The sequence below is a fragment of the Streptomyces sp. SID11385 genome, from assembly GCF_010548245.1.
Taxonomy (GTDB): Bacteria; Actinomycetota; Actinomycetes; order Streptomycetales; family Streptomycetaceae; genus Streptomyces.
The window spans coordinates 1-25,717 of sequence record NZ_JAAGLR010001180.1; the positions used below are offsets into that span (position 1 = coordinate 1).

23 protein-coding genes and 1 pseudogene are annotated in these 25,717 nt (G+C 71.7%); 15 read left to right on the forward strand and 9 right to left on the reverse strand.

Annotation, left to right across the window (positions count from 1 at the left end):
• The first annotated feature begins 305 nt into the window (after positions 1-305).
• Positions 306-473, forward strand: coding sequence for a hypothetical protein (locus G3I42_RS35855; RefSeq protein ID WP_164291823.1), 168 nt, complete (start codon positions 306-308; stop codon positions 471-473).
• A gap of 394 nt (positions 474-867) precedes the next feature.
• On the forward strand, positions 868-1,404 hold the full coding sequence (locus G3I42_RS35860) for a bacterial proteasome activator family protein (protein ID WP_164291824.1): 537 nt from the start codon (positions 868-870) through the stop codon (positions 1,402-1,404).
• Positions 1,405-1,674: 270 nt separating this feature from the next.
• On the opposite strand, the gene G3I42_RS35865 is transcribed toward G3I42_RS35860, so the two are convergent.
• Positions 1,675-3,594, reverse strand: a complete 1,920-nt coding sequence (locus tag G3I42_RS35865; protein ID WP_164291825.1) for a protein kinase — start codon at positions 3,592-3,594, stop codon at positions 1,675-1,677.
• A 390-nt stretch (positions 3,595-3,984) separates the two neighbouring features.
• On the opposite strand from G3I42_RS35865, the gene G3I42_RS35870 reads away from it, so the two are divergent.
• From G3I42_RS35870 to G3I42_RS35885, 4 genes are all read left to right on the forward strand, one after another.
• Complete coding sequence (locus G3I42_RS35870; protein WP_164291826.1) at positions 3,985-5,619, forward strand: protein kinase; 1,635 nt, start codon at positions 3,985-3,987, stop codon at positions 5,617-5,619.
• A 527-nt stretch (positions 5,620-6,146) separates the two neighbouring features.
• Positions 6,147-7,487 (forward strand): pyruvate dehydrogenase (acetyl-transferring) E1 component subunit alpha, encoded by a 1,341-nt coding sequence (gene pdhA, locus G3I42_RS35875; protein WP_164291827.1) that lies wholly within the window; start codon positions 6,147-6,149, stop codon positions 7,485-7,487.
• A 2-nt stretch (positions 7,488-7,489) separates the two neighbouring features.
• Positions 7,490-8,470: an alpha-ketoacid dehydrogenase subunit beta gene (locus G3I42_RS35880; protein ID WP_164291828.1), complete on the forward strand. Its 981-nt coding sequence runs from the start codon at positions 7,490-7,492 to the stop codon at positions 8,468-8,470.
• 17 nt (positions 8,471-8,487) lie between these two features.
• Entirely contained in the window at positions 8,488-9,996 is a 1,509-nt protein-coding gene (locus G3I42_RS35885; RefSeq protein WP_164291829.1) for a dihydrolipoamide acetyltransferase family protein, read from the forward strand.
• A gap of 192 nt (positions 9,997-10,188) precedes the next feature.
• Here G3I42_RS35885 and G3I42_RS35890 read toward each other — a convergent pair whose 3' ends face one another.
• Positions 10,189-11,115 carry a serine hydrolase gene (locus tag G3I42_RS35890; protein ID WP_164291830.1) on the reverse strand — a complete coding sequence of 309 codons (927 nt, stop codon included), beginning with the start codon at positions 11,113-11,115 and terminating at the stop codon, positions 10,189-10,191.
• Positions 11,116-11,326: 211 nt separating this feature from the next.
• Between G3I42_RS35890 and G3I42_RS35895 the strand changes: the two genes are divergently transcribed.
• Positions 11,327-12,169: a sulfite exporter TauE/SafE family protein gene (locus G3I42_RS35895; protein ID WP_164291831.1), complete on the forward strand. Its 843-nt coding sequence runs from the start codon at positions 11,327-11,329 to the stop codon at positions 12,167-12,169.
• A gap of 225 nt (positions 12,170-12,394) precedes the next feature.
• Here the strand turns inward: G3I42_RS35895 and G3I42_RS35900 are convergent, their stop codons facing one another.
• The 3 genes from G3I42_RS35900 to G3I42_RS35910 form a co-directional block, all read right to left on the reverse strand.
• Positions 12,395-13,351 carry a pirin family protein gene (locus G3I42_RS35900; RefSeq protein WP_164291832.1) on the reverse strand — a complete coding sequence of 319 codons (957 nt, stop codon included), beginning with the start codon at positions 13,349-13,351 and terminating at the stop codon, positions 12,395-12,397.
• A gap of 283 nt (positions 13,352-13,634) precedes the next feature.
• Positions 13,635-14,825, reverse strand: coding sequence for a cytochrome P450 (locus G3I42_RS35905; RefSeq protein ID WP_164291833.1), 1,191 nt, complete (start codon positions 14,823-14,825; stop codon positions 13,635-13,637).
• 130 nt (positions 14,826-14,955) lie between these two features.
• Positions 14,956-15,657 (reverse strand): formylmethionine deformylase, encoded by a 702-nt coding sequence (locus tag G3I42_RS35910; RefSeq protein ID WP_164291834.1) that lies wholly within the window; start codon positions 15,655-15,657, stop codon positions 14,956-14,958.
• A gap of 278 nt (positions 15,658-15,935) precedes the next feature.
• On the opposite strand from G3I42_RS35910, the gene G3I42_RS35915 reads away from it, so the two are divergent.
• The 3 genes and pseudogenes from G3I42_RS35915 to G3I42_RS35925 all read left to right on the forward strand — a co-directional run.
• Entirely contained in the window at positions 15,936-16,769 is an 834-nt protein-coding gene (locus G3I42_RS35915) for a helix-turn-helix transcriptional regulator (protein WP_164291835.1), read from the forward strand.
• Positions 16,766-16,957, forward strand: a complete 192-nt coding sequence (locus G3I42_RS35920) for a DUF397 domain-containing protein (protein WP_164291836.1) — start codon at positions 16,766-16,768, stop codon at positions 16,955-16,957. Before G3I42_RS35915 ends, G3I42_RS35920 begins: the two co-directional genes overlap by 4 nt.
• Positions 16,958-17,061: 104 nt before the next feature.
• Positions 17,062-17,244, forward strand: a pseudogene (locus G3I42_RS35925) (DUF397 domain-containing protein); the annotation flags it as partial.
• Positions 17,245-17,367: 123 nt separating this feature from the next.
• Here the strand turns inward: G3I42_RS35925 and G3I42_RS35930 are convergent.
• On the reverse strand, positions 17,368-18,021 hold the full coding sequence (locus tag G3I42_RS35930; RefSeq protein WP_164291838.1) for a TetR/AcrR family transcriptional regulator: 654 nt from the start codon (positions 18,019-18,021) through the stop codon (positions 17,368-17,370).
• Positions 18,022-18,123: 102 nt separating this feature from the next.
• On the opposite strand from G3I42_RS35930, the gene G3I42_RS35935 reads away from it, so the two are divergent.
• A complete protein-coding gene (locus G3I42_RS35935; protein WP_239096900.1) occupies positions 18,124-19,149 on the forward strand; it encodes a hypothetical protein in 1,026 nt (341 codons plus the stop codon).
• Between the two features lie 47 nt (positions 19,150-19,196).
• On the opposite strand, the gene G3I42_RS35940 is transcribed toward G3I42_RS35935, so the two are convergent.
• Positions 19,197-19,709 carry a hypothetical protein gene (locus tag G3I42_RS35940; protein WP_164291839.1) on the reverse strand — a complete coding sequence of 171 codons (513 nt, stop codon included), beginning with the start codon at positions 19,707-19,709 and terminating at the stop codon, positions 19,197-19,199.
• Positions 19,699-20,313: a hypothetical protein gene (locus G3I42_RS38160; RefSeq protein ID WP_239096901.1), complete on the reverse strand. Its 615-nt coding sequence runs from the start codon at positions 20,311-20,313 to the stop codon at positions 19,699-19,701. Before G3I42_RS38160 ends, G3I42_RS35940 begins: the two co-directional genes overlap by 11 nt.
• A 160-nt stretch (positions 20,314-20,473) precedes the next feature.
• Between G3I42_RS38160 and G3I42_RS35955 the strand changes: the two genes are divergently transcribed.
• Entirely contained in the window at positions 20,474-20,848 is a 375-nt protein-coding gene (locus tag G3I42_RS35955) for a VOC family protein (protein WP_164291840.1), read from the forward strand.
• An 87-nt stretch (positions 20,849-20,935) separates the two neighbouring features.
• Here G3I42_RS35955 and G3I42_RS35960 read toward each other — a convergent pair whose 3' ends face one another.
• Positions 20,936-21,427 (reverse strand): SseB family protein, encoded by a 492-nt coding sequence (locus G3I42_RS35960; RefSeq protein ID WP_164291841.1) that lies wholly within the window; start codon positions 21,425-21,427, stop codon positions 20,936-20,938.
• A gap of 255 nt (positions 21,428-21,682) precedes the next feature.
• On the opposite strand from G3I42_RS35960, the gene G3I42_RS35965 reads away from it, so the two are divergent.
• The 3 genes from G3I42_RS35965 to G3I42_RS35975 all read left to right on the forward strand — a co-directional run bounded on the left by G3I42_RS35965 (position 21,683) and on the right by G3I42_RS35975 (position 25,658).
• Positions 21,683-23,509 (forward strand): acyl-CoA dehydrogenase, encoded by a 1,827-nt coding sequence (locus G3I42_RS35965; RefSeq protein ID WP_164291861.1) that lies wholly within the window; start codon positions 21,683-21,685, stop codon positions 23,507-23,509.
• Between the two features lie 478 nt (positions 23,510-23,987).
• On the forward strand, positions 23,988-25,295 hold the full coding sequence (locus G3I42_RS35970; RefSeq protein ID WP_164291842.1) for a M18 family aminopeptidase: 1,308 nt from the start codon (positions 23,988-23,990) through the stop codon (positions 25,293-25,295).
• A gap of 108 nt (positions 25,296-25,403) precedes the next feature.
• The gene (locus G3I42_RS35975; protein ID WP_164291843.1) at positions 25,404-25,658 is read left to right on the forward strand and encodes a DUF6458 family protein; all 255 of its coding nucleotides are present in this window, start codon (positions 25,404-25,406) and stop codon (positions 25,656-25,658) included.
• Positions 25,659-25,717: the final 59 nt, after the last annotated feature.

Consider the following 25,717-nt stretch of genomic DNA (forward strand, 5'->3'; position numbering starts at 1 on the left):
CAGCCCCCGCCGCCCCCGCCTCCCCCTCCGCCGACCCGCACCGGCCCGGAGGCTTCGGCCCCTCCGCCACCCCTGCTGCCTCCGCCTCGCCCAGTGGCGATGCGGCCGGGGCCGCTGCGAGCGTTCCGCCCTCTCGTACGGGGCATGAAGCGCGGACGACGGCCCCACGGCACCCCGCCGCGTCCCGGACGGTTCCGGCCGCCCCGCCCGTGCTCCCGCTCGCGCCCTCGGCGCCGCAGCGCGATCGCGCCCTCCGCCCTCCGCTCCCGCGGCCACCTGGCGGGGCTCCTGAGACGGAGGGAGCCGTGGCCGGGGAGATGCCTCTGGCCGACGACGTCCCCTTCACCGTGGGTGCGAGAGGTACGGGATTCCTCACGGACGGGCGCAGCCGTCTCGTCCTGGGCGGTGGACTCATCTGTCTGGGCTGCGGCCTCGCCACCGCCCTGCTCGCCTTCCGCCTCCGCCGCGTCTGACGCCCTGCGCCGTGCGCGCCGTCGCACGCCGGCGCTTGAACCGCGCCGCACGCCCGCATCCCCGCCGCCAGCAAGCCAGCCGCTCGCGCCGCCCGCAGCCCGCGCCGGTGCGGAAACCCGGCCGGTAAAGGGACCCGGAGGAGGACAGCGCGTCCACGACGGGCCACACGCGGCGCCCCACCCCCGTACGGACCCCGACCCGTACCGGACCCCGCCTCCCCACTCAGCCCCACCTCCCACCGAGCCCGGCGCCCCAACCACTCCCTCCCCACCCCACCCCACGCCCCGCCGGACGACATGCCCCCGCCGCTCGCATCCCTCCGCATCCCCCCGCACCCCCACCGCCCAGCCCACTGCCTTCAAGCAATCCGCAGGCGTGCGACAGAATGGGCGTATGGAGATCCCGAGGAACGAACGGTCGCAGGAGCAGCCGCAGGTCCTGGTCGTCGGGCAGGAGGGGATGGCGCTCGGCGGCGGGGGTGTGGATGACGAGTCGGGCGAGACCCCGATCACCGAGATGGTCGCCCAGCCCGCCAAGGTCATGCGGATCGGCAGCATGATCAAGCAGTTGCTGGAGGAGGTGCGGGCCGCGCCTCTCGACGAGGCGAGCCGGGCCCGGCTGCGGGAGATTCACGCCAGCTCCGTCAAGGAGCTGGAGGACGGGCTCGCCCCGGAGCTGGTGGAGGAGCTGGAGCGGATCTCGCTCCCCTTCACCGACGAGGTCACGCCGAGCGATGCCGAGCTGCGGATCGCGCAGGCGCAGCTCGTGGGCTGGCTGGAGGGCCTCTTCCACGGCATCCAGACGACCCTCTTCGCCCAGCAGATGGCCGCCCGCGCCCAACTGGAGCAGATGCGGCGGGCGCTGCCGCCCGGCAGCGGCGGGGACGAGGGCGATCTCGGCGGCGGCCGTACGGGCGGCCCCTACCTCTGACCCCCGGCGCGTACACGGGGACCGTCGGTCACGACCGACCGGCCAGGCGAAGCGAAGAAGGGCGGCGACCGGACGACAGACTCCGGCGCCGCCCTTCGCCATGCGCGGCAGGGTTCTTCCGCGCGTACGGCACGTCCGCGCTTACGGGCCCATCCGCCCGTACGAGCCCCATCCGTGTACGGGCTTCCCCGCGCCTACGGGCCTCCGCGCGCCCCCCCCGTCACACCAGCCCGGCCCCCGTCACACCGCCCCTCGCCCTCACCTCACGCCTCACGCCGGATTCCCCGTCGACACCCGCAAGGTGATCGACGGCTTGTCCTTCTTGTCGACCTCCTTGTTCGGGTCCGGCTTCTGGCTGATCACCGTGCCGTCGCCGAAGGTGTTGTTGTCGACCCTCTCGACCGTCCACTTCCAGCCGCCCGCCTTCAGGCACGCCTCGGCGGACTTCAGGTACTTGTACTGGACGTCCGGCACCATCACCTTGTCCGGGGCCCACGACAGCGGCGTGCGGGAGACGCACTTGTCGGGGGACAGCGTCCGGTCCGTCTCGGGGCTGCGGTAGCCGGGCGGATGGGCGCCGGACTCCTCGGCCACCGGCTTGCGGTCGGGCTCGTCCTTCGTGTCACCGGTCCCGAACGCGACCCACAGCCCTCCGCCCACGAGGACGAGCGCCGCGACCGCGATCGTCAGGACCGTCCGCCGCCCCTTCTTCCCGGACTTCGGCCCGCCGCCCGAACCGACCGCACCCGAACCGACGGCACCCGCACCGCCCGCACCCGCACCGCCCCCGTCGTGCCCCGCCCCCACCGCACCGGCCTGCGGATATCCGTACGCGCCCGAGCCCTGCCCGTACGAGGGCGCGCCGCCGTACGCGGCGCCCCCGTTCCCGTACGGCGGCGTCTGCCCGTACGGGTTCGGCGCCGGGCTCTGATAGCCGCCCTGCGCCGCCCCGTACGCGGGCGGAGGCGTGCCGTACGCCTGCGGCTGCGGCGCCGGCGGAAAGCCCTGCTGCGGCACAGGCGGAAAAATCGCCTGCCCCGCCTGCCCCGCCTGCCCCGCCTGCCCCGCCTGCCCCGCCCCGCTCACCCCGTGCCCAGCACCCCCGCCGGCCACGCCGCCCGCGTCACCACCGCCCCCCGCGCCCCCCACACCCGGCCCCGCCCCCGTCAGCGCCCCCGCCACCCGCTCGCACTCCTCCCGCATCGCCTCCGCGTGCGGGAAGCGCTCGGCGGGGTTCTTGCGGAGGGCGCGGGCGATGAGCGCGTCGACCGCCGGGGGCAGGGCCCTGTTCAGCGTCGAGGGGACCGGCGGGGGCTCCTGGACGTGCGCGTAGGCGATCGCGAAGGGCGAGTCCGCGTCGAAGGGGAGCCGTCCGGTCAGCAGCTGGAAGAGCATGACGCCGACCGAGTAGATGTCGCTGCGCGCGTCCACGGGACGGCCCAGCGCCTGCTCGGGGGAGAGGTACTGCGGGGTGCCGACGACCATGCCGGTCTGGGTCATCGATGTGACACCGGACTGGATGGCGCGGGCGATGCCGAAGTCCATCACCTTCACCACGCCGCGCCGGTTCACCATGACGTTGCCCGGCTTGATGTCGCGGTGCACGAGCCCCATCTCGTGGCTCAGCTCCAGGGCCGCGAGCACGTCCCCGGTGATCTTCAGCGCGCGCTGCGCGGGCATCGCCCCGTGCGCCCGGACGTCCTGCTCGAAGAGGGTGCCGAGCGGATCGCCCTCGATGTACTCCATGACGATGTACGGAGTCGTCGCGCCGTCGAGCTGGTCCTCGCCGGTGTCGAAGACCGAGACGATGTGCGGGTGGGCGAGCTTCGCCACCGCCTGCGCCTCGCGGCGGAAACGCTCGCGGAAGGCGGGTTCGCGGCCGAGGTCGGTGTGGAGGGTCTTGATCGCGACCCGGCGGTCGAGCGCGGAGTCGTACGCGAGGTGCACGGATGCCATGCCCCCGGCCCCGAGCAGCTCCTCCAGCCGGTACCGGCCACCGGCCACCGTCTTCCCGACGTACCGGTCCCGCGCCTCGTCGCCGTTCCCCGCGTACGGGTCACGCGCCTCGTCGCCGTTCCCCGCGTACGGGTCACGCGCCCCGTCGCCCTCCGCCGCGTACGGATCGCGCCCCCCGTTCCCCCCGTCCCCGTTCCCCACGTACCGGCCGCGCGCGTCGTCGTCCTGGCTCATATCCCCCGCCATCCCCCGCCGTCCCCGCCGTCCCGCAGGTCCCGCCGGTCCCGTCGTCCCCGTGCCGCTCGGGGGGCGTTCCGGCTTCCCGGCCGTCCGTGTGTGCTCCGGCCGCGTGCGATGATCCTTGACCGGTTCCGGCCAAGTCTGCCCCAGGGCACGGGAAGGTCAAGCGAGGTGCCCGAGTCGTGACCGTACGCGGTACGAGGGCGGGACGGGCGTGACGCGGCGCACACTCGCGCGGCCAGGGAATATGCCCGGCCTGCCGGGTGGGGGGCCGGATGGCCGTTCCGTCCCGGACCGCGAGGCCCCTGTGAGGCTGTAGCGTGGCGATGGAGGACCGTAACAACACCCGCACGGACCGCGGGACAGAAACGACGGCGAGGACCGATGGCACAGACGCAGCGCGCCCAGGGCCCGTCCGACCCGGAGGCGACTGGCGGCCCCCTGTCGGACGCCCCCGAGTCCTTCGGTAACGGAGGACTGGTCGGCGATGGCCGCTACCGGCTGACGCACCGGCTCGGGCGGGGCGGTATGGCGGAGGTGTGGGCCGCCGAGGACGTACGTCTCGGCCGCACCGTCGCGGTGAAGCTGCTGCGCGCCGACCTCGCCGAAGACCCTGTCTCCAAGGCCCGGTTCACGCGCGAGGCGCAGTCCGTCGCGGGGCTCAACCACCACGCGGTCGTCGCGGTCTACGACTCCGGCGAGGACACGGTCGGCGGCAACGTCGTCCCGTACATCGTCATGGAGCTGGTCGAGGGCCGTACGATCCGTGAGCTGCTGCTCAGCGCGGAGGCGCCCACCGCCGACCAGGCGCTGATCATCGTCTCCGGCGTCCTCGACGCGCTCGCCTACTCGCACCAGCACGGCATCGTGCACCGCGACATCAAGCCGGCGAACGTCATCATCACGAACTCGGGCGCCGTCAAGGTCATGGACTTCGGCATCGCCCGCGCGCTGCACGGCGCGCAGTCCACGATGACGCAGACCGGCATGGTCATGGGCACCCCGCAGTACCTCTCCCCCGAGCAGGCGCTCGGCAAGGCCGTCGACCACCGCAGCGACCTCTACGCGACCGGCTGCCTCCTGTACGAACTCCTCACCTCGCGCCCGCCGTTCACCGGCGAGACCCCGCTCTCGGTGGTCTACCAGCACGTGCAGGACCCGCCGGTGCCGCCCTCGCAGATGGCGGAGAACTGCCCGCCCGAGCTGGACGGGCTCGTCCTGCGCGCGCTCGCGAAGGAGCCGGACGACCGGTTCCAGAGCGCCGAGGAGATGAGCGGGCTCGTCCAGTACGCGCTGCAAATGCTCCACGAGCAGGGCGCGTTCACCGGCAGCTGGAACACGGGGCACGTCGATGTCGCCGCCTTCGGCACGCCGCAGGCGGGCCCCGCGACGATGCCTTTCGGCAGCGGCACGGCGCAGATTCCGCAGCAGCCGATGCTGCGTCCGCTCGGTGAGGACGACGGCGGGTACGAGGCCGGGGGCGGCCCCCGGCGCGGCGGCAGCAAGACCCGGCTCTACGTCATCGCCGCGCTCGCCGTCGTCGCGATCGTCGTCGGCGTCGCCGTCGCGATGAACAACTTCGGCAGCGACACGTCCGGGGACACGGACAAGAAGCCGCAGCCCTCCGTCTCGCAGACGGAGAAGAAGGAGAAGAAGAGCACCGAGCCCTCCGAGACCGCCGAGGAGGACCAGAGCGACGACACGGGGACCGGCAGCGATACGGGCAGCGGCAACGGCTGGGGACAGAACCAGCCCAGCGGCGGCGGGAACCAGCAGTCCCAGCCCGCGCCGAGCACGACCGACGAGGCCCCCGGGGGCGGCGGCGCCCCGGAGCCCAGCAACACCCAGGGCGGCGGGGGCACCGAGACCGGCGGCGGCGAGAACAGCCAGGACCCGGGCGGCGAGCAGACCCAGCCGACCGATCCCGGCGACGGCGGCGACCAGGGCGGCGAGGAGACCGGTGGTACGAACACCGGCAACCCCGGCGAAGGCGAGCCCACCACCGGACAGCAGGGCTGAGCCGCACCCCCGACAACCGCGAGGGCCGGCCCCGATTCCCCGATCGGACCGGCCCTTTCGCGATGTTTCACGTGAAACATCGCGACCCCCGCGCCACGAAAACGCGGCCGATATGTCCGTTCCCGCACGCGGGGGCAGTTTCACACACCTCCGCTCCCCGCGCAGCCGATGCGCCGCCGGTCACATTGGCTCTTCCCGCGCCCCGGGTGCGCGGGTTAACGTGCCGGTGTTCCGGCCCCCTGCGAGGCTGTGACCAGGAGTTGCGGGCGACGCCCTCCCCGGCCTTCTCGATTTACTTGGAAATCCAAGCAAAATTGCAGGTCAGTGGGGGTTCGCGGAGTATTGGCGCACTGGGTAACGTGCATGTTGCAGGGGCTCACCGGGGCACTTGTCACGCCTGTTCCCGGCCGAGCCGCACCCACCCCGTGCGCGGGAGGGGAGCAGGCGCCTTCCCTCTCCGTCCCAGGAGACGGAGGGATACCCAGCTTCCGGCAGATCCCGGGAGCCGGACCGACGGAGGAACACACGTGACTGCCAAGAAGGCGCCGGCGCGAGCCGCAGCGCCCGCCCCGGCGAAGAGCGCCAGCCCGGCCAAGAGCGCCGCCAAGGCCCCCGCCCGCCGCGGCTCAGCGGCCAAGACGCCCACCTCAGCGGCCAAGACGGCAGGCCCGGCGGCCAAGACGGCAGCCTCGGCGGCCAAGGCGCCCGCCACGGCCCGCAAGGCCAAGGCGACCCCGGCGAAGGCGGCCCCCGCGCCCACCCCCGCCACCCCTGCCGACGAGCCCGAGCTGGTGCAGCTCCTCACCCCGGAGGGCGTCCGCGTCCCCCATCCGGAGTACGACCGCTGGGTCGAGGACATCACGGCCGACGAGCTGCGCGGTTTCTACCGCGACATGGTCCTCACGCGCCGTTTCGACAGCGAGGCCACGAGTCTCCAGCGCCAGGGCGAGCTGGGCCTGTGGCCCTCGCTGCTCGGCCAGGAGGCCGCGCAGATCGGCTCGGGCCGCGCGCTGCGCCCCGACGACTACGTCTTCCCCACCTACCGCGAGCACGGCGTCGCGTGGTGCAGGGGCGTGGACCCGACGCTCCTCCTCGGCATGTTCCGCGGCGTGAACAACGGCGGCTGGGACCCCACGAGCAACAACTTCCACCTGTACACGATCGTGATCGGCTCCCAGGCCCTGCACGCGACCGGCTACGCGATGGGCATCGGCCTCGACGGCGCCGACTCGGCCGTCGTCGCCTACTTCGGCGACGGCGCCTCCAGCCAGGGCGACGTGGCCGAGGCGTTCACCTTCTCGGCCGTCTACAACGCGCCGACGCTGTTCTTCTGCCAGAACAACCAGTGGGCCATCTCCGAGCCCACCGAGCGCCAGACGCGCGTGCCGCTCTACCAGCGCGCCCGCGGCTACGGCTTCCCCGGCGTCCGCGTCGACGGCAACGACGTCCTCGCCGTCCTCGCCGTGACCCGCGCCGCGCTCGCGCACATCCGCTCCGGCCAGGGCCCGATGCTCGTCGAGGCGTTCACGTACCGCATGGGCGCCCACACGACCTCCGACGACCCCACCCGCTACCGCACGGACGACGAGCGGCAGGCGTGGGAGGCGAAGGACCCGATCGAGCGACTGCGCGCCCACCTGCTCGCCGAGGGCCTCGCCGACGAGGCGTTCTTCGCCTCGCTCGAAGAGGAGAGCGAGGCGATGGGGCGGAGCGTGCGCGAGGCGATCCGCGCCATGCCGGACCCCGACCGCCTGGCGATCTTCGAGAACGCCTACGCGGACGGAAGCTCCCTCGTGGACGAGGAGCGCGCGCAGTTCGAGGAGTACCAGGCGTCCTTCGCGGACGTCTCGGCCGGAGAGGGCGAGTGACCATGGCTGCGGAGAAACTGGCACTGGCGAAGGCGATCAACGCATCGCTGCGCACCGCCATGGAGAACGACCCCAAGGTCATCGTGATGGGGGAGGACGTCGGCAAGCTCGGTGGCGTCTTCCGCGTCACCGACGGCCTCCAGAAGGACTTCGGCGAGCGCCGCGTCATCGACACCCCGCTCGCGGAGTCCGGCATCGTCGGCACCGCGATCGGCCTCGCGCTGCGCGGCTACCGGCCCGTCGTGGAGATCCAGTTCGACGGCTTCGTCTTCCCGGCGTACGACCAGATCGTCACGCAGCTCGCGAAGATGCACGCCCGCGCGCTCGGCAAGATCAAGCTGCCCGTCGTCGTGCGCATCCCCTACGGCGGCGGCATCGGCGCGGTCGAGCACCACAGCGAGTCGCCCGAGACGCTGTTCTCGCACGTCGCGGGCCTCAAGGTGGTCTCGCCGTCGAACGCGTCGGACGCGTACTGGATGATGCAGCAGGCCATCCAGAGCGACGACCCGGTGATCTTCTTCGAGCCGAAGCGCCGCTACTGGGACCGCGCCGAGGTCGAGCGCGAGTCGATCCCGGGCCCGCTCCACAAGGCGCGTGTCGTCCGTGAGGGCACCGATGTCTCGCTCGTCGCGTACGGGCCGATGGTGAAGACGTGCCTGGAGGCCGCCGAGGCCGCCGCGACCGAGGGCAGGTCCGTCGAGGTGGTCGACCTGCGCTCGCTCTCGCCGATCGACTTCGACACCGTGCAGGCCACGACGGAGAAGACCGGGCGGCTCGTCATCGTCCACGAGGCCCCCGTCTTCCTCGGTACGGGCGCGGAGATCGCCGCGCGCGTCACCGAGCGCTCCTTCTACCACCTGGAGGCCCCCGTCCTGCGGGTCGGCGGCTACCACGTGCCGTACCCGCCCGCCCGCCTGGAGGACGAGTACCTCCCGGGCCTCGACCGGGTGCTCGACGCCGTCGACCGCTCGCTCGCGTACTGAGACGGGGGGAAGGAGTCATGACGACGATGACACGACAGACCACTGGGCTGCGCGAGTTCAAGATGCCCGACGTGGGCGAAGGGCTCACCGAGGCCGAGATCCTCGGCTGGTACGTCCAGCCCGGCGACACCGTGACCGACGGCCAGGTCGTGTGCGAGGTCGAGACGGCGAAGGCGGCCGTCGAACTGCCCATCCCGTTCGACGGCGTGGTCCGCGAGCTGCGCTTCCCCGAGGGCACCACGGTCGATGTCGGCCAGGTGATCATCGTGGTGGACACGGGCGGCGGCGAAGGGGACGAGGGTACGGGGACGGGCGAGGCCGGTACGGAGCGGGCGACGCCCGCCGAGGCACCCGCCGCCCCCGAGGAGAAGGCGGCGGCCCGCCAGCCGGTCCTGGTCGGCTACGGCGTCGCCGAGTCCTCCACGAAGCGGCGCCCGCGCAAGCCCGCGCAGGGCGCGCAGCCCACCGAGGCGGTACGGGTCAACGGCAACGCCCGCCCCGAGCAGCCGCCCGCCACTCCCGAGCCGGCCCCGGCCCCCGCGAGCCCCGAGCCCGCACCCGCCACCGCCTCGGCCGCCACCGCCCCCGCGTCCCGCCCCCTCGCCAAGCCCCCCGTCCGCAAGCTCGCGAAGGACCTCGGCGTCGACCTCGCCGCGGTTGTCCCGAGCGGCCCGGACGGGATCATCACGCGCGAGGACGTGCACGCGGCGGCCACATCCGCGCCGGAGCCCGGACAGCAGCCCGCAGCGCAGGGAGAACCGGCGGTCCAGCAGGCCGCCGCCGAGACGCCCGAAGCCCCGGCTGCCCCGTCCGGCGCCCAGCCCGCCCGCGAGACGCGCATCCCCATCAAGGGCGTCCGCAAGGCGACCGCGCAGGCCATGGTCGGCTCGGCCTTCACCGCGCCGCACGTCACCGAGTTCGTCACCGTGGACGTGACGCGCACGATGAAGCTCGTCGAGAAGCTCAAGGCCGACCCGGACATGGCCGGCCTGCGGGTGAACCCGCTGCTCCTCGTCGCGCGCGCCCTGCTTCTCGCGATCCGCCGCAACCCGGAGATCAACGCGGCGTGGGACGAGGAGAACCAGGAGATCGTGGTCAAGCACTACGTGAACCTCGGCATCGCCGCCGCGACTCCGCGCGGCCTCGTCGTGCCGAACATCAAGGACGCGGACAGCCTCTCGCTCGCGGGGCTCTCGACCGCGCTCTCGGATCTCGTGGGGACCGCCCGCGAGGGCCGGACGAGCCCGGCGGCGATGCGCGGCGGCACGGTGACCATCACCAACGTCGGCGTCTTCGGCGTCGACACGGGCACGCCGATCCTCAACCCCGGCGAGTCCGCGATCCTCGCCGTGGGCGCGATCAAGCCGCAGCCGTGGGTCCACAAGGGCAAGGTGAAGGCGCGCCAGGTCACGACGCTCGCGCTCTCCTTCGACCACCGGCTCGTCGACGGCGAACTCGGCTCGAAGGTCCTCGCGGACATCGCGGCGGTCCTGGAACAGCCCAAGCGGCTGCTGACCTGGGGCTGAGCGAGCACCCACCGCATAAAACAGGGGCCCGGCCCGCACACGGAGTGCGGACCGGGCCCCTGCGTCATTCCCGATGTTTCACGTGAAACATCACCAGGTCCTCCGGCAGTGGATGTTTCACGTGAAACATCAACAGGCCCGCTGGAAGCGGATGTTTCACGTGAAACATCCGCTCTCCGCGGCCCCCTGCCGTCAGTCCTTCTGCGCGCCCTTCGGCAGCGCCTGAAGCTTCATCGTCTTCGCGCTGTTCGACTTGAACGCGTAGTCCATGATCTTGGCGGCGTCCTCGAAACGGTTGCTGTCGTTGAGGATCACGCCCGCGACGGTCTTCCCGTTGCGCGTCGCGGCGAAGACGAGGCACGGGCCCGAGCCGCTCGCCGTGCCGGCCTTGATGCCGATCGCGCCCTTGTAGGAGCCGAGCAGCTTGTTGGTGTTGTACCAGGTGTAGGTACGGGCCTTGCCGTTGCTCGCGGTCGCCTTCTGCTTCGTGCTCTTCGCCTTGACCACCGTGCGGAAGGTCGAGCTCTTGAGCGCGTGCTGAGCGAGGAGCGAGGCGTCGCGCGGCGTCGTGTAGTTCTTGCTCTTCGTCGGGATGCCGTCGAAGGAGTCGTACGAAGTGTTCTTCATCTTCAGCGACTTCGCCTTGGCGTTCATCTTCGAGATGAAGTTGGCGGTACGCGCCGAGGCGGTCTTGCCGGTGCCGAAGGTGTCGGCGAGGGCGTACGCGGCGTCGCAACCGGAGGGCAGCAGCGTCGCGTAGAGCAGCTGGCGCACCGTGACCTTGTCGCCGGTGCGCAGGTCGGCCGTGCTGGCGCCCTTCTTGACGACGTAATCGCGGTACGCCTGCTTGATCGTGACCTTCTTGTCGAGATTGAGGCCCTTGGTGTCGAGGACGACGGTGGCCGTCATGACCTTCGTCGTGCTCGCCATCTGCCGCTTGGTGTCGGCGGCCTTGCTGTAGAGCGTCTTGCCCGAGGAAGTGTCCAGCAGGAAGGCGCCCTTGGCGCTCACCGAGGGTGCCGAGGCTGCCTGCGCCGTGCCGACGAGCGGCGCGACGAGGACGGCACCGGCGGTGAGGGCGACGGTGACGGTACGGCGCGGACTGAGACCGAGGTTCACACGATGCTCCGTAAGAGACGGGAGAAAAGAATTCGAGGGTGGCGCACAGCACACGCCTACCCCCTTCAGACAACGAGGCGACGTGTGGAGTTGCACGTGGGGAGAGGGGAGTTGTGCGAGTTTCGCAAGCGACGACATATCGCCCCGCCGCCCCGCCCCACCGCACGGCCCGGCCGTCTCGCCCCGCCCCCCGCCCTCTACTGTCGTGGGCATGATGTGGTGGGAGGGGCTGCTGATCGGGATCGCCGGGGTCTGGGCCGGGGCGATCAACACCGTGGTGGGCTCGGGGACGCTCGTGACGTTCCCGGTCCTCGTCGCGCTCGGCTATCCGCCGGTGACGGCGACGACATCGAACGCGGTCGGCCTCATCACCGGGACGATCACGGGTGCGTACGGCTACCGCCACGAACTCGCAGGCCAGGGCCGCCGCGTGGCGCGTCTGGCGGTCGCTTCCTTCTTCGGTGCGATCGGCGGCACGGCGCTGCTGCTCTCGCTCCCGAAGGACGCCTTCGAGGTCATCGTGCCGGTCCTCGTCGGCATGTCGGTCCTCCTCGTGGCCCTCCAGCCGCTCGCGACACGGCGGTTGAGGGAACGCAAGGCGGCGAAGGCGGAGGCGACGGCTACGGAGCCGGCGCAACCGCCGACGGACGCCCCGGCCACCCCGACCGACGCCCCGGCCACCCCGACCGGGCCCGCGGCGCCCCCCTTCACCCCTCTCCTCTACGTCCTGATCTTCCTCATCGGCGTCTACGGCGGCTACTTCACCGCGGCCCAGGGCATCATGCTCGTCGGCGTGATGGGTCTGCTCCTCGTGGACCCGCTGCAGCGGATCAACGCCTTCAAGAACGTGCTCTCCGCCGTCGTGAACCTCGTCGCCGGGATCATCTACGCGGTCGTGGCCCCGGTGGACTGGGCGGTCATCGCGATCCTCGCGGTCAGCTCGATCCTCGGCGGCTTCCTCGGCGCGCGCATCGGCCGCCGCCTCTCCCCGACCGTCCTGCGGGCCACGGTCATCGTGATCGGCGTGGCAGCGGTCGTCCGCCTGCTCGTCTGACCGCCACGAACCCGGCCGCCCGCCGTGTACCCGGCCGCCCGCCGAGAACCAGGCGCCGGACCGCGTCCGGGTACGGGGAAGGCCGGGCGCCCACGGGGGAGAGAGACACCCGGCCTTCCGTACCGGAGGGGTGCGGCGCCCGGTCCTGTGGGGATCGGTGGCCTTTCGGCCGTACCGCCCCTGCCCGGCGCTTGTGCACCCGTTTGTCCAGCTTAACGCGTCGGCTCACATGCCGTGCACGGCGGGGACGCTGCCGAGCCGGCCGGCCCGGAAGTCGTCGAACGCCTGCTGGAGCTCTTCGCGGGTGTTCATGACGAACGGCCCGTACTGCGCCATCGGTTCGCGGATCGGCTGCCCGCCGAGGAGCAGCACCTCCAGGTCGGGCGTGTGGCTGTCCTGCGACTCGTCGGCCCGTACGGTCAGCGAGCCGCCCGCGCCGAAGACGGCGGCCTGCCCGGTGTGCACGGGGCGGCGCTCGGGGCCGACGGTGCCGCGCCCGGCGAGCACGTACGCGAGGCCGTTGAAGTCCTCGCGCCACGGCAGCGTCGCCTCGGCGCCGGGCCGTACGGTCGCGTGGACGAGGCTTATCGGCGTGTGCGTGATGCCGGGCCCGTCGTGGCCGTCCAGCTCACCGGCGATGACGCGGAGCAGCGCGCCGCCGTCCGGCGTGGTGAGGAGCTTGACCTGCCCGCCGCGGATGTCCTGGTAGCCGGGGTTCTTCATCTTGTCCTTCGCGGGCAGGTTCACCCACAGCTGGATGCCGTGGAAGATGCCGCCGCTCATGACGAGCTGCTCCGGCGGCGCCTCGATGTGCAGCAGGCCCGAACCGGCGGTCATCCACTGCGTGTCGCCGTTGGTGATCGTGCCGCCGCCACCGTTGGAGTCCTGGTGGATGAAGGTCCCGTCGATGATGTACGTGACGGTCTCGAAGCCGCGGTGCGGGTGCCACGGTGTGCCCTTGGCCTCGCCGACGCCGTACTCCACCTCGCCCATCTGGTCCATCATGATGAACGGGTCGAGGTGCCGGTAGTCGATCCCGGCGAAGGCCCGGCGCACCGGGAAGCCCTCCCCCTCGAAGCCGCTCGGCGCGGTCGTCACCCCGAGCACGGGACGGGCCTGTGCCTCGGCGGGCACGGTGACCCTCGGCAGCGTCAGCGGGTTCTCCACGGTCACGGCGGGCATGGCGGTCTCCTTCTCATCCGCGGGGTGCACGGATCGACTCGTCCGAGCCGTTGAAACTCGAACTTTCACGACCGAGATTAGTTGAATCTCGAACTTCCCGCCAGAAGGAACCGCGCACGGCGACGTGACATTCCCCGCACGCGGCCCCTCCCGACCGGCCACCCCACAACCGCTCACCCGCAGGCGCTCACCAGCCCGTCCCGCCTCCGTCCCGCCCGTTCACCAGCGCGCTCCGCCCCCGCCCCAGCCGCTCACCGGCCCGGCAGGCCCCCGCCCCGCCCCCTCACCAGCTCGCGGGCAGCCGCACCGGGCTGCGCGTGATCGACCCGTGCCGCCACTCGACCCCCTCGGCGTCCACGGCGAGCCGCAGCCCCGGCAGCCGGACGGCGAGCCGGTGCAGCCCGAGTTGCAGTTCGGCCCGCGCGAGCCACGTCCCCACGCAGTAGTGCCGCCCCGCGCCGAAGGCGAGCGTGGGCCGGGGCAGTGGCGCGAACAGCGCCTCGGGGTCGTGCGGGTCGCCGGGGAAGACCGCCGGATCGTGGTGGGCGGCGAGGCGGTCCGTCGAGACGAGCGCGCCCGCCGGGATCGTCACCCCGCCGACGCCGATGTCCTCCCGGGCGGTGACGAGGTGCCCGGCGCCCTCGTCGGGATCGCCGATCGGGATCAGGTGCAGCAGGCGCTCCGTGAGCGCGGCGGCGGCCTCCTCGCCCGTACGCAGCCGCTGCCAGGCGAGGGGCTGTTCGGTCAGGAGGTAGAGGAGGGAGTTGCCGAGCATCGTCATGGTCGTGTCGTGACCCCCGATGATCACCGTGGAGATCAGATTGACCAACGCGGACTCGGGAATGCCGCCCTCCGACTCGGCGGCCAGGACGACGGAGCTGACGAGGTCGTCGCCGGGAGCCTTCCGCCGCGCGGCGAGCAGCGCCCCCGCGAACTCGGCCAGTTCGGCCCGTGCCCGGTCGCCCTCCTCCCGGGCGGCGCTGGCGCCCGCCATGGCGTGCTGCGACCAGTGGAAGATCGTCTCGAAGGGAACCTCCTCCACGGCGAGCAGCCGGTGCATCACGAGCGACGGCAGCGGCATGGCGTAGTCCCGGACGAGGTCGCCGGGCGGACCCTGCTTGACGAGCCCGTCGAGCAACTGCTCGATGACCTCGGCGACCCACGGCCGCAGGTGCGCGACCGCGCGCGGCGTGAAGGCCCGGCCGACGGCCCGCCGCAGCCGCAGGTGGGCGCCACCGTCCTGCCGCCCGATCGCCTCGCGGCTCTTGAGCACACTGGGGCTGTCGCCGAGCGGCGGCGCCCCGGGCGCCTGGACGGGCGCGCGCCCGAAACGCTGGTCGTTGAGCACCTGGTGCACGTCGTCGTACCGCGTGACGAGCCACACCGGGGTCCCGTCCGGCAGCTCGACGGGCCGGGGCGGACCGGTCTCCTGTCCGGTGATCCTGTGCAAGGGGACGGTGCGGAGAGTGGACACGGCGTTCCTCCTGGATACGGCAGTCCTGTCGGCCCGGATCACCCCGGGCGGACCCTGCCCCGACCAACGACGTGACGTCCGCCCAGGTCACCGCCCTTTCGCACCGAGCCGCCCCGGCCCGGTCGCCGCCTCAGACCGGCTGTTCGCTCGGCCGTGCGGGTACGCACGCGCCCGGGTGGTCCTCGTACAGCCCGCACCGCAGCGCGCCCGCCCAGTGCGGGCACGGCGGCGCGACCCGTACGCGCCACACCGGCACGGCCGCCCCGAACGTCCCCCATACGTGCCCCGCCTCCCCGCTCAGCTCGCGCACGATCCCCTGGTGCTCGTACGTGAGGTGCGGGGCGAGCGCGCAGCGGACCCGGGCCCGGGGCGCGCCACCCGGCGTACGCGTCACGTCCTGGGCCAACTCGGCCACGATCTGCGTCACTTGCCCGGTCGCCTCACAGCGCGGCACGTCCGGCGATGGCTGGTTCATAGGGATACCTGCGTTCTCTGCGGGGGCGGCGTTCAGTTCGTACCAGGAGCCGCCCGGGTCCTGGAATCTGCGGATGTACGGATGCCCCTCGGCGAGCAACGCCCGCACCGCACGCGCCTGTTCGGCGCACTCGGCCCACTCCCGCATCGCGGTCGGCGCGTCCAAGGCCTGTGCGTACGCGGGACGTACGAGGCCGGGCGCCGCCGCCCACCGCGTACGGGGCCCGGGATCGAGCCGCACCGCGAGCCGCAGCGCCTCCCCGCGCAGCCACGCGGCGGCGTCCCCCGGCGTCCCGACCCGCGCCCGCCCGAGCAGTACGGCGCGGTGGGCGTCGCCGCCGAGCGAGACGACGATCACCGGGCGCTCCGATGACGCGGGTGACGGGCCCTCAGCACGCGGCAGTCGACGGCCCGGGAGAAATCCCCGCGCGCCTCGGCCTCCCGCTCCTCGCGGGCGAGTTGAGTACAGACGACGCAGTGAGTGACCCTCGGGTGAGGGGTTTCCTGAGGCATGGCAATAGCTTGCGCCCGGGGGGAGGGGTCGAGTACTTATCTACCGATTCCACCTGCGTGATTCGATTCGGAATCGCCAGCGCATCGCTTCAACGCGTAAGCATGAGGGAGGTGTTGGAACATATGACCGATTCTCTGGATCCGAACTCTGATTTCTCACCAGCAACTTGGACGTTCAAGACCGAGGTGCAGAAGCTCCGCGAGCGCCTGGGGCTTTCGCAACGGGCCTTCGCCGCACTGCTCCACTACTCACAAGCCCAGATCGCCAAGGTGGAGAACGGCACCTCGCCGCCGTCGCTGGCGTTCGCGGCGGCCATGGACGCCGTCGCCAAAACGGGCGAGGTCTACCAGGACATCTTGAAGCGAATGCTTGAGGAGGAAGCGCAGCCGGAGTGGTTCGGGCCATACCGTGACTTGGAGCGACAAGCGGTACGGATCACGAGCTTCTCCGCCGTCTTCCTGTCGGGCATTCTCCAGATCGAGGAGTACGCGGAGGCCGTCTTTCGCGCGGGTTCGCCGAGCAGGGACGATCAGCAGATCCGTGCACTCGTCGCTGAGCGCATGAAGCGTAAAAAGCAGTGGGACAGGCCCACGCTTCGCAGTGTGTGGCTGTTCATCCATGAGGGCGTGTTGCACACCCCCGTGGGTGGTCCGGAGGTCATGCGCAAACAGATCCAGCATCTGCTGGAGGTGGCGAAACGACCGCGCGTCATCCTCCAAATTCTGCCCTTCTCGGCTGGGGCGTCACCGTGCCACGTCCCCTTCACGATGTTCACCATGGAGGGCAAGAATCCTGACATCGTCTATTCCGAATCGCCTACGGGCGGGCAGGTGGACTACAGCCCTGCGGCGCTAGCAGTTACCGTCGAGATCTGCGAGCGTCTGCGCATGACCGCCGCGAGTAGAGAAGTCTCGGTGGACATTCTCCGTGCGATGTTGAAGGAGCATGATTCATGACGCAGGTACGACCCAGCCAGTGGACCAAGTCGAGCTACAGCGGGGCCAGCGGCGGGGACTGCGTAGAGATCGCGCTGGGCCTGGCCGGTGTCCCGGTCCGCGACAGCAAGCGCGCCGACGGTGGCCCGGTCATTGAGTTCGCGCGCCCGGCCTTTGCCACCTTCCTCGGCGCGGTCCGCGAGAGCTGACCCCGAACGCACACGAGCCCGCTGCCCCACGCCCGGGGCGGCGGGCTTCGTCGTACCGAACCGTGGGAAGCCCCGTAAAGCAACCCAGCCTGAGGAGGCCCGTCATGACCCGCACATGGATCAAGTCCAGCTACAGCGGCGGCAACAGCGGCGCCTGCGTCGAGTTGGCCGTGTCCGAACCCACCATCCCCGTCCGCGACAGCAAAACCGCCGCCGACGATGGCCCGGTGGTCGAGTTCGGCCGCCCCGCCTTCGCCGGCTTCCTGGCCGCTGTCCGGGTGGGGCGGGACGTCCAGGTGCTGCCTGGGAAACCGCCGGGTGTGGCTCGTCCGCGCGTCCCCGCGCGTGCCCTGACTCGGGGCTGATCACCCTCGCGGGAGCGGCGGCGCCACCCCCTGTCGGGGCATCGGTCACGGCTGGGCGGCCCCCTCGGCGGCGTCGAAGGCGGGCGCGAGCGGGGCCAGTGCCGCGCGGAGTCGGTCGGGCAGGGAGCCGGAGGGCACGACGAGCCCACCGGAGACGGTCTCGGCGGCCTCCGCGTCCTGGGACGGTGCGAGCCAGCTTTCCAGCGCGATGCGCACCGCCGCCGCCACGCTCGCGGAGAGAACGCGTGCCGTGGGCCCTCCGGCGTCCCCCAGGCGTTCGGCGAGCACCGTCGTGAGCGGGGGCTCGATGCCGCCGGTGGTGTCGAGGAAGGCGTCCCGCAGGGCGGGGCGGGTGGTGATCAGCAGGAGCGCCCGCTCTTGGCGCTCGCCGGTGTGCGCGTACTGCTCGGCCACCGCCTCGGTGACGACGTCGGCCAGGCGTACGCCCGGGGGCCGGGCCGCGATCGCCGCCGCGATCCGCGCCTCCCGGTCGGCGGTCACGGCGGAGACGATCGCCTGCTCGCGACTGGTGAAGTAGTTGTTGTAGGTGCGCGGCGAGACCCCGGCCGCCTCGGCGATGTCCTCGACCCGCACCTGATCCGGTCCGCGCTCCACGGCCAGCCGCAGGGCCGCCTCGCGCAGCGCCTCGCGTGTGGCCTGCTTCTTCCGTTCCCGCAGTCCTGATGGTGGTGTCGTCACGGCGCCCAGCCTCTCACGACATACTGCGTGCACGCAAATTTGCGTGCACGCATTTTTTCTGTCAGTCTCGACGCGACCGGAACGGACCGAGGGGGCGTCGCCATGCGGGCACGAGGAATGACCTACGACACGGGGCTCGTCGTGCACGGGCGGACATCCCGCGAGCACTTCGACCCTGCGGTGGTCCGGCGCGAACTGGCCGTCATCCGCGACGACCTGCACTGCGACGCGGTCCAGATCATCGGCGGTGACCCGGAGCGACTGGAACTGGCCGCCGGTGCCGCCGCCGCGCTGGGCCTGGAGGTGTGGTTCTCGCCCTATCCGCTGGAGCTGGACGCTGAGCGGATCCTCGGGCTCTTCCGCGACTGCGCCGAGCGAGCGGAACGGCTCCGGCGGCAGGGAGCGGAGGTCGTGTTCGTCGCGGGGGTCGAGCTGAGCGTGATGAACCGCGGGTTCCTGCCCGGGGAGAACCCCGGGGAGCGGGTCGAGCGACTGATGGGGCGGCCGGAGCGGCGCGGCGCGGCCATGGGCGAACTGGGCGTGCGCGTCAACGCGTTCCTGCGCGAGGCCGCCACCGCGGTGCGCGCGCGCTTCCGGGGGCGGCTCACGTACGCGGCCATCCAGTTCGAGCAGGTCGACTGGACGCCCTTCGACATCGTGACGTACGAGCTGATCCGTTCCGCCGAGGTCGCCGACCGGTTCCGTGGGGCGGTGCGCGAACTGGCCCGGGGACCCAAGCCGCTCGCCATCACCGGCTTCGGCACCGCGGCCTACCGGGGCGCGGGAGACCGGGGCGGGCGGGTGCTCGATGTGGTCGAGCACGATCCGCACACCCGGGCGCCGATACGGCTGAACGGCGTCTACGAGCGGGACGAGGCGGGCCAGGCCGCGTATCTGGGCGAACTCCTGGAGATCTTCGACAGCGAGGGCGTGGACAGCGCGTTCGTGTTCCTCTTCGCCCTGGCCGGCTATCCGCACCGCCCGGACGGCGATCCCCGGGACGACCTCGACCGGGCCGGGCTGGGAATCGTGAAACTCCTCGAAGGGCGCCGGGGGCGGGCCTACCCCGACATGGCGTGGGAGCCCAAGGCCGCCTTCGGGGAGGTGGCGCGGTGCTATCGGAGGTGACGTGCGCCCACCGGGGCCGTCGGTGGGCGGACGGCGGTCCGGAGGGGTCAGAGAACGCCGCGCAGATCGACCAGTGTCCCGTTCTCCGCCAGGTGGTCGCGGTGGCGGCCTTCGGCGAACAGTTCGCGGAGGTACATACCGGGATAGTCCAGGACCTCGTCCCGGGCGGCCAGAGCGAGGCGGGCCCGGTACGGGGTGTCGCCGTCGCGGACCAGGACGTCGCACCAGTCCGGCTCGGGGGACTCGACGCCCGCCAGTACGACGTGGTCCTCCGCCATCTGCCCGACCCAGGCCGCGAGGTCGTCCAGGAGCCAGGCCATGTTCATCCAGGCCGGCGCCGCTGCGGCAGGCTGCCAGTCGTACGTGCGGCGCGCCTCGCGGCCGGTGCCGGGAGGCGGGCCCTCGCGGTAGACGGGCGGCTGCGCGGGGCCCTCGGTCTCGGTGAACGCGACGGATCGGGGGTGGATGCGCAGCGTGGTGAGCCGGAAGCGGTCCTCGCCGAGGTCGAAGGCGGCCTCCGAGGCGTGGGTGAGGAACGCGCTGTCCGCGTCACCGGTCATGCGGGGCGGACCGGGCGGGGTCGTTCAGACGGTTCGCCAAGGGGGTGTACGAGCTGACGTACTCGTCGTTCCCGGCGGGGGCCGCCGACCGCTTGTTCTCCTTGGCCAGGGTCGTGCTGACCCAGTTCGGGCAGCGGACGACGCCCTTGCAGTACATGGTGATCACGCCCTTGTCCTGGCCGTCGCGCAGCACCTTCTGGTTGACCGAGAGGATCATCTTGTACTGCTTTTCGAGCTTGCACACGCCGTTCCGGCAGCGGTACTTACCGGCGTATCCGGTCAGGTGGTAGGTCGTCGTCTTCCCCACGCGGTCGCGGTTCGGCGACTTCGCGATGAACTCCACGGCCGAGTACTTCGTGATGTTGTGCTTCTTCTTGACCTTGTTCCAGCCGAAGCCCTTGTCCCGCGCGCGGTCGTAGTACCCGGCGCGCAGCGAAGCCTTCCCGGGGCCCGAGTAGTCGAGGTGCTTGAGGATCTTGTACGCGGGGTCGCCGGCCGCCGCGCGGACGCCCGCGCCGGTCGACGCCGTCGCCGGGGTGGCGGTCAGCGCGGCGCATACGGCGGTGGCGGCGAACGCGCTCGCCAGGATCTTGGCCCGGTTCACTCCGGTCTTCCCCTCTGCTGGTCCGTGCCCCGTCAAGGAGCGGTACAAAGAGGGACATTACTGTCGATCGCGGTGAACGGGGCCTCGATCGGGCGGGCTTGGGGGGCGCGGTGGTGCAAAGGGGTGGTGGCCGGGGGGCGGGCGCGGGCAGGCTGGGCGCATGACCTCTTCCTCGAAGACCGCGCCCGCCCGGTTCAAGGATCTCTGTCTGGACGCGCGGGATCATCAGGCGCTCGCCGACTGGTGGTGTGCCGCGATGGGGTATGTGCGGCGGGAGGGCGAGGGGCCGGCCGGGGAGCCGGTGGCCATCGTCGACGCGGCGGGAGGCGGACCCTTGATCTGGGTGTGCCCCGTGCCCGAGGGCAAGGTGGTCAAGAACCGGATGCACATCGACGTGTACGGGGATGTCGAGCGGCTGCGCGGACTGGGTGCGCGGGTCGTCGCGGAGCCCGACGTGGAGAAGGGCGTCCCCTGGCACGTCATGCAAGATCCCGAGGGGAACGAGTTCTGCGTGTTCGTGCCGCCCGCGGCCTGAGCCTTGGCGCCGGACCCGCGAGGCGCGGTCAGGCTGAGGCCCGGCCGCCCGCGCCCGGCGCCCGCGTGCGTCCCCGGGGGGAGGGTGTCAGCCGTACATCCTTCGCATCGCGTACTCGACCATCTCCTCGACCGCCTTCGCGTCGAAGACGATGCGGTGCTCGCCCTCCATGTCCAGGACGAAGCCGTAGCCGGTGGGGAGGAGGTCCAGGACCTCCGCGCCCGTGATCACGAAGTACTTCGAGTCCTTGCCCGCGTAGCGGCGCAGTTCCTTCAGCGAGGTGAACATCGGGATCACGGGCTGCTGCGTGTTGTGCAGGGCCAGGAAGCCGGGGGTGTCGCCGCGCGGGCAGTAGACCTTCGACGCGGCGAAGATCTGCTGGAAGTCGTCCGAGGTGAACTGGCCGGTCGTGAAGGCGCGGACCGCCTCGGCGAGGGAGGGCGGGGACGGCTCGGGGTAGAGCGGGGGCTGCTGCTGGCCGTACGTGTCCTGCTGCTGGCCGTAGCCGCCGGGCTGGGGCTGCTGCGGCGGCTGCGCGTACTGCTGCTGGGCGCCCGCGTTCGGGTCGTAGCCGTACATGGGGGAAAGAGTACCGAGGTGGTACGGGGGCCGGGAGGGCCGTGAGGGGAGCGGGCTCCGGGGGCCGGAGTGACGACTTCCTCATTCGCCCGGGCCGTCAGGGCTTGCGTCTTATTACTCGCGGGTAGCATCATCGTAGCTACCAGCCGGTACAGGTACGCGTGCGCGTGGGCATCCCGTACTGATATCGGCTTGTATGTCTGATACGTCCGGGTGGAGGGCAGCCTCCCCGTACCGCGCAAGGGAGCCGTCGCCGTGGGGCACTACAAGTCGAATCTCCGAGACATCGAGTTCAACCTCTTCGAGGTCCTGGGCCGCGACAAGGTCTACGGTTCGGGTCCCTTCGCCGAGATGGACGCCGAGACCGCGAAGTCGATCCTCGCCGAGCTGGCCCGGCTCTCCGAGAACGAGCTGGCCGAGTCCTTCGCCGACGCGGACCGCAACCCGCCCGTCTTCGACCCCGAGACGAACACCGCGCCCGTACCGGAGACGTTCAAGAAGTCCTACAAGGCGTTCATGGACTCCGAGTACTGGCGCCTCGGCCTGCCCGAGGAGATCGGCGGCACCACCGCCCCGCGCTCCCTCATCTGGGCGTACGCGGAACTCATCCTCGGCGCCAACCCGGCCATCTGGATGTACTCCTCCGGGCCGGCCTTCGCCGGCATCCTCTTCGACGAGGGCAACGAGGCGCAGAAGAAGGTCGCGGAGATCGCCGTCGAGCGGCAGTGGGGCTCGACCATGGTCCTCACCGAGCCGGACGCCGGTTCGGACGTCGGCGCGGGCCGTACGAAGGCGATCGAGCAGGCCGACGGCAGCTGGCACATCGAGGGCGTGAAGCGCTTCATCACGTCCGGCGAGCACGACATGTCGGAGAACATCCTCCACTACGTTCTCGCGCGCCCCGAGGGCGGCAAGCCCGGCACCAAGGGCCTCTCGCTCTTCCTCGTGCCGAAGTACGAGTTCGACTGGGAGACCGGCGAGCTGGGCGAGCGCAACGGCGTCTACGCGACGAACGTCGAGCACAAGATGGGCCTCAAGGCGTCCAACACGTGCGAGATGACCTTCGGCGACCGCCACCCCGCCAAGGGCTGGCTCATCGGCGACAAGCACGACGGCATCCGCCAGATGTTCCGCATCATCGAGTTCGCCCGCATGATGGTCGGCACGAAGGCCATCGCGACCCTCTCCACCGGCTACCTCAACGCGCTGGAGTACGCCAAGGAGCGCGTGCAGGGTCCCGACCTCGCGAACTTCACCGACAAGACCGCGCCCAAGGTCACCATCACGCACCACCCCGACGTGCGCCGCTCGCTCATGACGCAGAAGGCGTACGCGGAGGGTATGCGCGCGCTCGTCATGCACACCGCCGCCGTCCAGGACTCGATCGCCGTCAAGGAGGCCGCGGGCGAGGACGCCGCCGAGCTGCACGCCCTCAACGACCTGCTCCTCCCGATCGTCAAGGGCTACGGCTCCGAGAAGTCCTACGAGCAGCTCGCGCAGTCGCTCCAGACCTTCGGCGGCTCCGGCTACCTCCAGGAGTACCCGGTCGAGCAGTACATCCGGGACGCCAAGATCGACACCCTCTACGAGGGCACGACGGCGATCCAGGGCCAGGACTTCTTCTTCCGCAAGATCGTCCGCAACCAGGGCGCCGCGCTGAACTCCGTCGCGGAGGACATCAAGAAGTTCCTCGCGGTCGGGCCCGGCGGCGAGACGCTGGCCGCCGCGCGCGGTGAGCTGGCGAAGGCCGCCGGTGAGCTGGAGGCCCTGGTCGGCGCGATGCTCACGCAGCTCGCCGCCACCCAGGAGAACGCCCGCGAGATCTACAAGGTCGGCCTCAACACCTCGCGCCTGCTGCTCGCCGCCGGTGACGTCGTCGTCGGCTACCTGCTGCTGCGCGGCGCGGCCGTCGCCGAGGAGAAGCTCGCCTCGGCCTCCTCGAAGGACAAGCACTTCTACGAGGGCAAGATCGCGGCCGCCAAGTTCTTCGCGGCCAACATCCTGCCCCGCGTCGCGGTCGAGCGGGCGCTTGCCGAGTCGACGGACCTGGAGCTGATGGACCTGCCGGAGGAGGCGTTCTGAGCCCTGTGCGCGCAGAGCGCTGAGGCTTCGGCGCGATCGGCCGCTCCCGTTTGTCGGGGGCGGCCGTTGGCGTTCGCTGGGGGCGGGTGTTCGCGTTCGCCGGGGGCGGATGTTCGCGTTTGTCGGGGGCGGGCGTTGGCGTTCGCTGGGGGCGGGCGTTCCCGCGTGCCGGGGGGGGCTCGTGCGTGCCGGGGGGCTCGTGCGTGCCGGGTGCGGCCGGTCGGGTCGTGCGCCCAGGGGGCGTTCGCGTGGCGCGTTCGCTCGAAGCCGCATTGCTCGGACGGTTTCGCTCGAAGGGGTGAGGCGTTTTGCGACTTCGGCGAAGTTATCCACAGATTGGGCGGGAGGGGGGCTGGGGGGTTGCGGGGTGCGAAAGAATGGTTACAGGGGAGCCCCCCGGGTGGGTGGGGGTCTGTCCTGCGGCAGCGCGCCTCAGGCGTCCCGCCCCCGCCTCCACCCCCCTCGTTAGGCTCTCCCCATGACGACCAGCACTTCCGCCCCCGCCTCCGCGCCGTTCGACCGGACGCACACCGACGACCTCCTGACCTTCCTCGCGGCGTCCCCCACGCCGTACCACGCCGTCGCCGAGGCGGCGCGGCGCCTGGACGGGGCCGGGTTCCAGCAGGTCGCCGAGGAGGCGGCGTGGGAGGGCACGCCGGGCGGCAAGTACGTGCTGCGCGGCGGCGCGCTCGTGGCCTGGTTCGTCCCTGAGGGCGTCGAGGCGCACACGCCGTTCCGCATCGTCGGCGCGCACACCGACTCCCCCGGCCTGCGCGTCAAGCCGCAGCCCGACTTCTCCGCGCACGGCTTCCGCCAGGTCGCCGTCGAGCTGTACGGCGGCCCGCTGCTCAACTCCTGGCTCGACCGCGACCTCGGCCTCGCGGGCCGGCTCAGTCTGCGCGACGGCTCGACGAAGCTTCTCACCGTCGACCGCCCCCTGCTGCGCGTCCCCCAGCTCGCCGTCCACCTCGACCGGGGCGTCAACGACGGCCTCAAGCTCGACCGGCAGCGCCACCTCCAGCCCGTCTGGGGCCTCGGCGAGGGGCACGAGGGCGAGCTGATCGCCTTCGCGGAGCGCGAGGCGGGGCTGGAGGAGGGCAGCGTCACCGGCTGGGACCTGCTCGCGTATCCCGTCGAGGCGCCCGCCTACCTCGGGCGCGAGAACGAGTTCGTCGCGGGCCCCCGCATGGACAACCTGTTCTCGGTGCACTCCGGCGTCGCCGCGCTCATCGCCGCGTCCCGCTCCGGCGAGCTGTCCTCCATCCCGGTCCTCGCCGCCTTCGACCACGAGGAGACCGGCTCCCAGTCCGACACGGGCGCGGACGGGCCGCTCCTCGGCAACGTCATCCAGCGCTCGGTGGCCTCCCGCGGCGGCTCCTACGAGGACCGCGCCCGCGCCCTCGCCTCCTCGGTGAGCCTCTCCTCGGACACGGGCCACGCCGTGCACCCCAACTACGCCGAGAAGCACGACCCGACGCACCACCCGCGCGTCAACGGCGGCCCGATCCTCAAGGTCAACGTCAACAACCGCTACGCCACGGACGGCGCGGGCCGCTCCGTCTTCGTCGCCGCCGCCGAGCGCGCCGGGGCCCCGTACCAGAGCTTCGTGTCGAACAACTCGATGCCGTGCGGCACGACGATCGGCCCCATCACGGCCGCGCGCCACGGCATCAAGACGGTCGACATCGGCGTCGCGATCCTCTCCATGCACAGCGTGCGGGAGCTGTGCGGGGACAAGGACCCGTACTACCTCGCGAACACGCTGGTGGCGTTCCTGGAGGGCTGAGGCTCCCGTCGCCCGCATCCGCCGCGGGGCTCTTGCGGGGCGCACGGCCGTGTGCGGTGCGCCCCCGGGGGTACCCGTGCGGAACGGACGGCAACAAGGAGGCTCGTCATGGGACTTGGTGGGTGCATCATCCTGATCGCGGTCGGCGCGATCCTCGCTTTCGCGACCGACTGGCACGTCAGCGGGCTCGATCTGAGCCTGGTCGGCGTGATCCTCATGGTCGTCGGCATCATCGGCGTCGTGACCTTCACGAGTATCGCGCGCAAGCGGCGCATGATCACCACCACCGGTGGCGCGCCGATCATCACCTCGCAGCCGATGACCGAGGAGGAGCGCATCCGTCGTGAGCACGGCGGCTACTGACGGGGCCTTCCTCCCGCAGCTTCCGCCGCTCCCCTGACCGGCCGTCACCGCTCTCGGTG